Source organism: Aquiflexum sp. (genome assembly GCF_977115555.1).
In genome coordinates this window covers 1-7951 of record NZ_CDSBKL010000182.1, presented here as the reverse complement: position 1 = coordinate 7951, position 7951 = coordinate 1, and the positions used below count along the sequence as shown (strand labels likewise).

Below are 7951 nucleotides of genomic sequence, written 5' to 3'. Positions count from 1 at the left end.
TTTCGTCAGGTTGCGATTCTGATTTTTCTTCTTTTGAAGAAGACTCCATTTTGGCAATCTGATCTGAAACAAATTTGATCTCATCCAACCCATACAAAAGCTGTGGGAAAAAATAAATAAATACAGCACTTAGCATCAGTAAAAGCGCTCCTGTGAAATGGACTAATATGAATACCAAGTCTTTGTCCAGCCAAAAATAGGTCATGTAAAAAGGTAAAAACAGAAACAACTGGAAGGTCATGAAAAAGACCATCCAGGTACTCCAGTCTTTTTCAAACTTGTTGAGAGGCCGTTTGATGCTTTTTTTCCATTTGATCAAAATACCCACTTGCAACAACCAATAAAAATTTATCAAAACTGTCCTGAAAGTCTGGTGAAAACCATTTGGAAAAAACGTGCTTTGCCTGAATTCAGTGAATTTGTTGGGTTCATTGATTTCTTGGAGGATCAATTCCAGCTTTTCGGCTGAAGAAAGAAAAAGTACCGGAGAATAATCAATGATATAAACCAGCAAGGGGATGAAATGAAGCATATCAGTCCATTTCAGCGCCCTATTTTCAATGACACATTTCATGTAAAGAAATGGCAATGGAACAAAAATCAAGGCAAAAATATTTCCAAACCTATAGATTTCAGGAAAATTAACCATCATCCCGGAATTGATCAGCATACTGAAAAGGATGGCTAATGAAAGACTTAAGAAAGTCAGAGCAAGTAAGATGCTCCGATTGTTCTTTCGGAATGAATATACCAACAGAAGAATTCCCGTCTGAAGGCCAATGGCCACAGAAATAATGAAAACTATATTATTGAAATCAAATCCAGAGTTCATTTCAAAAAAGGTAAACTGGTATAATCGAGTGGGAAGTTAGTAAAAAAATCAGTCTTGGGTAAAAGCTAACCCCCTTTAGGGAGAGCTTTAAAATTATTCACCTGCTGGAGATGAAAAGACCAAATCCAAAAAGAAGAAAAACTTTTAGGTTGAAAAATTAAGGTAAGTGTCTAGTATTATTAATCCAAAACAATTGAGTCAGAAATAACATACTTACCAAATAATGACAGTTATAAAATACCTTTTACAAAGAATACCTTATCAATGGTCATTATTCAGATTGTAATGAAACCTTTGATTTACTGTTATTTGTGAAAGGAGGCAATAGATAACTTCCCGATAACCAATTGAGATTCATTTTTATATTCGTAAATCTAAACTATGGTTGCCTTTTAAGTATGGGAATAATCCGAATTAATGGATTTTGAGAAGATGAGGTAAAGTATAAACAAAAATATCATGACCAAGTCAACCACGATCGCAGTTCCTACCCCAAAGCTTAAATAATGACTGCCAAACGAAAGAACCAACGATATAAAAATGACTTTGCTGATTCCAACAATTACCAAAGAGAACTGCCTAACGGCAGGTTTGAATGCACCATAAATCAACATTACTCCCATGAGACCAATTAATGCTGACCATCCCCGGACAACGACATTTTCAGGCCCAGTTACAAGCGGTTCACCAAAATTTGAATTAAGGGAGGCTTCCGGAGAAAAAAGCCCAAGAAACATGCTGCAGGTAAGTAATCCGCAAATGAGCATGATCCATTTAAAGTTTGACACAAATTTACTCATGATCGTTATCTTAAATTTTTGAAAGAATATTCTCCTTAATTCAGAAAATAAAGAAGAATTCCAATGAGATTTCCAAGGTAAATACTCACTGAAATTCTTCCTTTAAAACTCCCATGAACCCTTAGCCATTGGAACCAAGTGATCAAGCTGACCTTACTTTTTAATCAATTATGGCCGGGGTTTCTGATGGAACGGTTGCAGCAATACGCTGTACAGTCACACTATTGATGTTTCCATTAAACTTGCTTGACGCACCATAATCAGCCACGACAGTTCCTAAATCAACACCCACATCTGCCAAATCCACCACCGAGAAAATTCCCGGTTGGGTCCTTTCAATGCGGCCTTCTCCAAATTTTTGACCGTCCACGGTAATCGTTCCAACACCACCGCGGCCTGGTCCGCCTCCATCGTATTTAAATTCATACACCAAGGTGTGTTTTCCAGGAGCTAAAGACTGTGTGGAAGAAATGGTTGTGGAATTCAATCCTAGGAAATTATAGGTAAAGAAAGGCTTTCCGTTTTTGACATAGAATGACAATCCACCAAATCGCCCGCCTTGGCAAACCAAGACACCATTTCCATCGGGCCCGACTTCTACCTCAGCGGTAATACTGTAGGAGGTATTTTGTAAGCTAGGAAATACATCCACGCCAAGTCCTTTCATATCTTTAGTTAGCCTCATTGATGTTATTCCTGGTGCCATTACAGTTGGCCTGCCTGCGACTTCGGCTATCATTCTCTCCACGGTGCGATCATCAATAGGTAGCACGTGGTATTTTTCAGCTTCCTTCATAAATAGGGCCTGCATCTCTTTAAGTTTTTCCGGCTCTGTTTTGGCTAGGTCATTGGATAAGCTGAAGTCTTCTTTGGTGTTGTACAATTCCCAAACATCATTTTGCAGTGTATTGAATGGTTCAGGCAAAAAGGGCGCTATGTGAATGGTTCGGGCATACCAACCATCTTCGTAAATAGCACGGTTGCCCCCAATTTCAAAATACTGAACAGTATGTTGTTCTGGTGCGGAAGCATCGTCAAATGAATAGACAAGACTTGTGCCCTCAATAGGGTCTTGGGCAATTCCGTTTACCATTTTTGGTGAAGGAATTCCTGTAACTTCATATACGGTTGGAGCTATGTCACTTACAAACCCGAATTGATTTCTCATTTCACCCTTTGCTTTTATGCCTTTAGGCCAATGCACCACCAAACCGTTTCGGGTCCCTCCAAAATCTGAAGCCATTTGCTTAGTCCATGTGAAAGGGCTATTGGTAGCTACAGCCCATCCAGAAGCCATGTGAGGGATGGTGCTTTCGGTGCCCCATTCGTCATAAAGCTTCATCATATCCTCGACATTTTCTTTGACCCGGTTGAAGTAGGTCCATTCATTGAACATACCTGTTTGCTGACCTTCGGCGCTGGAGCCATTATCACCGGCAATAAAGAAGATAATGGTATTGTCTAATTCTCCCATTTCTTCAATGGCATCTATCAAGCGGCCAATTTCATGATCGGTATGCTCTGCAAACCCTGCAAAAACTTCCATCTGACGGGCAAATAATTTTTGCTCAACGGGAGATAAATCGGCCCAATCCTTAATTTGCTCAGGCTTGGGAGGAAGTATTGTATTGGCAGGAACGATACCCAATTTTTTCTGACGCTCAAGTGTTTCTTCACGCAATACATCCCATCCTTTGTCGAATTTGCCTTTGTATTTGGCAGAATACTCTTTAGGGGCATGATGCGGTGCTCTTGTTGCACCAGGTGCATAATACATGAAGAATGGTTTGTCAGGCTGCAAAGCTTGCTGCTTGTTTACCCATGAAACAGCCTGATTGGTCATGTCGTTGGTAAAATGGTATCCTGGATAACTGGGAGTTTCTATCATGGTAACCCCATCGTAAATGACTGGCGCCCAGTTGTTGGTAATTCCACCCAAGAAACCATAAAATTTCTCAAAGCCTGAATGGGTGGGCCATCTGTCTTGTGGTCCGTTACTTGATTTTTCCCAGGTAGGCGTTTCGTGGCTTTTTCCAAATTGGGCAGTACTATACCCGTTTTGCCTCAGAACTTCAGCCATTGGGGTAATGGATTGAGGGCGGATCGAGGTATACCCGGGATAAGAAGTTGCCAATTCGGTAATAATCCCAAGGTTTACAGAGTGTGAATTATATCCGGTGAGCAAAGCCGCCCTTGTTGGGGTACAGAGTGCAGTGGTATGAAAGCGGTTATAAGTCAAGCCATTTTTGGCGAGGCGGTCAAGGGTCGGCATATATGCCGGACCGCCAAATGTCTCGGGAACAGCAAATCCCATATCATCCATCAAAATAATTACTATGTTTGGTGCGTCTTTGGGAGCTTTAACTTCAAATCTTGGCGGAGGAGTGGCGTTGCGCACATCGAGTTCGCTATATCGCACCCTTTCAGGTTCTTTGATGGGTAGTACTGTTCGGTCAATGCCGTCAGGACCTGTACCTGAAGTGGATGCTGTCTGTTCAGGTTCACATGCCATGAATGCCAGAAAGCATGACATTATGGACAAAAGTTTAAATCTAATTTTCATATCTGACTATTTAAATTTTTAGAATTTTATTGGATACAGGCTACCTCCTTTGAAGGGAGTTTAAAATTGGCATTTCCAAAACCATATTAGTTTCGGTGGATCAGAATTCTCTTTAAAACCACTTTAAAAGGCCATCGATAATCATTTCTTTGGCTTTGTTATAAGGTGGAAATAAAGGGGTTACAGCCGTAAACCCAACCCTTTGCTTGAGAACTCCTTTTTGGTTAGAGAATTCCAGGAATCCAAAATGGCCGTGTGATTTTCCTATTCCTGAATTGTTGACTCCCCCAAAAGGAAGCTCAGGATGGATAAAATGTAGGACACAGTCATTGGATACTGCTCCCCCGGAACTTGTCTTTTTGAAGATGTAACCCAATTTCTTGTCACTCTTGGAAAATGCATAAAGGGCCAGAGGTTTTGGCATTTTATTGACAAAGTCCAAGGCCTCATCGATATCCTCGTAGTCCAAAATCGGCAATATTGGCCCGAATATTTCGTCTTCCATTACCAACATTGATTCTTTGACCATAGTGAGGATGGTGGGTTCGATGAAATTTTCTGCCGGGATATTTTTACCTCCTTTTGCGAGAGTAGCGCCATTAGTGATAGCATCTTCAACCATTTGATTGAGTCTGTTGAAATGTCTTTCATTGACAATTCTGCCATAGTCCGCACTTTTTTCTATACCGAGTCCATCTACTACATAGAGCGAATCAATGGCTTCATTTAAATTTTTAACAAATTCATCCCGCATAGACTTTGGAACCAAAATGAAATCAGGAGCAACACAGGTCTGTCCGCAATTGATGAATTTTGTTGAGGCAATTTTTTTGGCTGCATCTTTTAAGTCTGCATCCTTTTCTATGATTACAGGAGATTTTCCACCCAATTCCAAAGTGACAGAACCAAGATGCTCAGAAGCTGACCTCATGACTATCTTGCCGACAGCAGGACTTCCGGTAAAAAAGATGTGGTCGAATGGTTTGGCAAGGAGTGCTTGACTTGCCTCAAGCCCACCCTCAATCACACACACCAATTTTTTATCGAAAAGTTCTTCAATCATCGTCTTTATCAGCGCTGAGGTATGCGGAGTCATTTCTGATGGCTTAATCATAACAGTACAACCTGCACTTAAAGCTGATACCAAAGGACAAATCGCTAGATTAAAGGGATAATTCCATGGTGCAATGATCAAACTTCTGCCTTTTGGTTCATACTGTATAGAGGCTGTAGTACCAAGAAAAGTAACAGGGGTAGGTACCCGCTTATTTTTCATCCAATTCTTCAGATTCTTGATAGTATGTTTGGCTTCAGAAAGGACAGGATAAATTTCGGTGATGTCAGTTTCTGTAAACGGCTTGCGGTAATCAGCAAACATCGCATCTTTAATGTCTTGCCTATGGGATAGTACCCAATCGTGAAGACTTCGAATCAGTTGAATTCGTTCTTCTGCAGAACTTGTTCTCATTTTGAAAGCATGCGCTTTTTGCAAATCGAAAACCTCATTTACCTGGGATTTCATCAATTCAATGTCCATTTATTTAAATTTTAAAAGTGATAATTTGTTAATTATTCTATTTTAATTGGTTGATTTTTTAGGAATTACAATCAGCGTTTTGCCATAATCTGATTTTGAAATGATCTAACCTTTGATTTTATAATACAATTCTTTCAATTCCTCCTCGAACAAAACACGTGGTACAGGATAAAGCGGATTGGCTTCAGCCAAAGCCCTGCTAATCATTTCCGGCATATCCTTTTCTTCAATTTGCTCAATGTTACTTTGGATATTCATTTTTTGGTTCATTTCTTTTAGGTATTGGATAAAAGCATTTGCTTTTTGATCGGTACTTTGGCTTCCCTTTCCAATACCCAGGTGGTCGGCAAGTTCAGCAAGTTTACCGTTTGCCGCACTTCCATAATATTCTAAAACATGGGGCATGATGATGGCATTGGCCAATCCGTGGGGAATTCCATAGAATCCTCCGATGGTATGGGCAATGGCATGTACATATCCCACATAAGCGCGGGTAAAAGCCACACCAGCCAAATATGAGGCTTTAAGCATTGCTGCTCTAGCTTGTATGTCTCCGGGAGTAGTATAAGCTTTTAATAAGTTTTGGTGGATAAGGGCGATTGCCTCCAAAGCTGCTTTTTTTGTTTCTTTGGTATTGCTTCTTCCTATATAAGCTTCTACAGCGTGGGTCATAGCATCCATTCCCGTCATCGAGGTGATATGAGAGGGGAGTTTCAGTGTGAGTTCAGGATCATGGACCGCATAATGGGGAATAAGGCAAAAATCATTGATCGGATATTTTTCGTGGGTTACACTGTTGCTGATCACAGCGGCCAATGTTACTTCGCTGCCTGTTCCTGCAGTGGTAGGTACTGCAATCAATGTCGGAATTTTGAAAATAACTTTTAACACCCCTTTCATTTTCTCAATGGGCATTTTGGGACGGCTAACCCGCGCACCTACTATTTTGGCACAATCCATGGGAGAACCTCCGCCAAATGCAATAATTGCTTTACAATTATGCTTATGATAGAGTTTCAAAGCCTCCTCAACATTTTCAATAGTTGGATCAGGTACAGTTTGGTCATAAATAGCATATTTACAACCATTTATACCCAATTCCTTGATCAAATTATCCAATAAGCCAAGCTTCATTAAAGTGCTGTCAGTTACAATCAAAACATTTTTGATTTTCAATTCTTCTAGCAAGCCCGGCAATTTTTTGATACTTCCGGCTCCTTCCAACAAAACTGGTCTTCTCCAAGGAAGAAACGGCATTGCCATTTTAAAAACTGATTGATATATCCTGTAAAAGGACCGTAGGAGTAACTTTCTCATTTTTTATTGTTAGAAGATTAAATTAAAGAAATTGCAAATGATTAAAATTAGAATTGGCTGCAATGGATTGGAATACCTTTTCTTGAAAGTCTTTGAACACTCATGTTTATTCAAAGCCTATTTTATACAGTTAAATAACAAGGTTTTCTATCTAGATTTAGCAAATTCATGATTTATAAAAGTAGGAATCTGAATACTTTAAATGTGAAGGATCGTCCCTCATACTTGTCATTTTTTATCGAATATTGTTAAATTATCCAATGGAAATTTCCAAAAAAGGATTGAAAAGCATTTAAACAAACTGTGCCTGAAGGATTTTTCACAGAAGAATTTTTACTGCCATCTGAGAAGTCTTATAAAAACTCATATAAGTGGTCCTTAGAAATTTCTTTTTTTTTGGGATCCTCTTCATGGTTTGGATAATTAATTCTTTTTGGTTTAAATATAAATCATTCAAGTATTCTGGGATTTTAAAAATGGTTGGAAAATCAGGAACATTTAGTTTTTTTCAAAAATCGGATAACCTGCTTCCTATATTACTTTTCCAAAGCAACCGTATATAAAAAGAGGGACTTGTTTTTTTAACAAGCCCCTCTTTTTTCATCCATAAACTATACCAATTGCTCGCAGCTCGGTTTCATTCTAAGCCTGATTCCCATTTAGGATAACATGATATTTTCCATTATCGAATTGAAAGTTTTAGCACCTGATTCTTAGAAACTCTCATTCACATTGAGGTAAAACCCGGAATTGCCTTTTTGGCCCCATCCATAATCAGCAGTGATGGTGGTACGGTTTTGTTTGTTGATCATGACCCTAAGGCCGAGTCCATATCCCGGATTGAACTGTTCAAAAAGTTTCTCATTGATGTCTCTACTACTAAAGCTTCCTGCATTGACGAA

General features: G+C 39.4%; 4 protein-coding genes and 2 pseudogenes. All 6 read right to left on the bottom strand.

Annotation, left to right across the window (positions count from 1 at the left end; genetic code table 11):
- Nucleotides 1-832 (bottom strand): annotated as a pseudogene (locus ACZFYI_RS11820) (hypothetical protein); the annotation flags it as partial.
- A gap of 392 nt (nucleotides 833-1224) precedes the next feature.
- Nucleotides 1225-1599 carry a hypothetical protein gene (locus ACZFYI_RS11815; protein ID WP_462524333.1) on the bottom strand — a complete coding sequence of 125 codons (375 nt, stop codon included), beginning with the start codon at nucleotides 1597-1599 and terminating at the stop codon, nucleotides 1225-1227.
- Between the two features lie 193 nt (nucleotides 1600-1792).
- Nucleotides 1793-4165: an arylsulfatase gene (locus ACZFYI_RS11810; RefSeq protein ID WP_462524332.1), complete on the bottom strand. Its 2373-nt coding sequence runs from the start codon at nucleotides 4163-4165 to the stop codon at nucleotides 1793-1795.
- Nucleotides 4166-4307: 142 nt separating this feature from the next.
- On the bottom strand, nucleotides 4308-5732 hold the full coding sequence (locus tag ACZFYI_RS11805) for an aldehyde dehydrogenase family protein (RefSeq protein WP_462524331.1): 1425 nt from the start codon (nucleotides 5730-5732) through the stop codon (nucleotides 4308-4310).
- A gap of 105 nt (nucleotides 5733-5837) precedes the next feature.
- A complete protein-coding gene (locus ACZFYI_RS11800; protein WP_462524330.1) occupies nucleotides 5838-7049 on the bottom strand; it encodes an iron-containing alcohol dehydrogenase in 1212 nt (403 codons plus the stop codon).
- Nucleotides 7050-7762: 713 nt separating this feature from the next.
- A pseudogene (locus ACZFYI_RS11795) lies at nucleotides 7763-7951 on the bottom strand (BamA/TamA family outer membrane protein); the annotation flags it as partial.

Bases quoted from the DNA above. Each gene is read 5' to 3' on its own strand.
- ACZFYI_RS11810 (WP_462524332.1), bottom strand. From the start codon at position 4,165: ATGTCATGCTTTCTGGCATTCATGGCATGTGAACCTGAACAGACAGCA.
- ACZFYI_RS11815 (WP_462524333.1), bottom strand. From the start codon at position 1,599: ATGCTCATTTGCGGATTACTTACCTGCAGCATGTTTCTTGGGCTTTTT.
- ACZFYI_RS11800 (WP_462524330.1), bottom strand. From the start codon at position 7,049: ATGAGAAAGTTACTCCTACGGTCCTTTTACAGGATATATCAATCAGTT.
- ACZFYI_RS11805 (WP_462524331.1), bottom strand. From the start codon at position 5,732: ATGGACATTGAATTGATGAAATCCCAGGTAAATGAGGTTTTCGATTTG.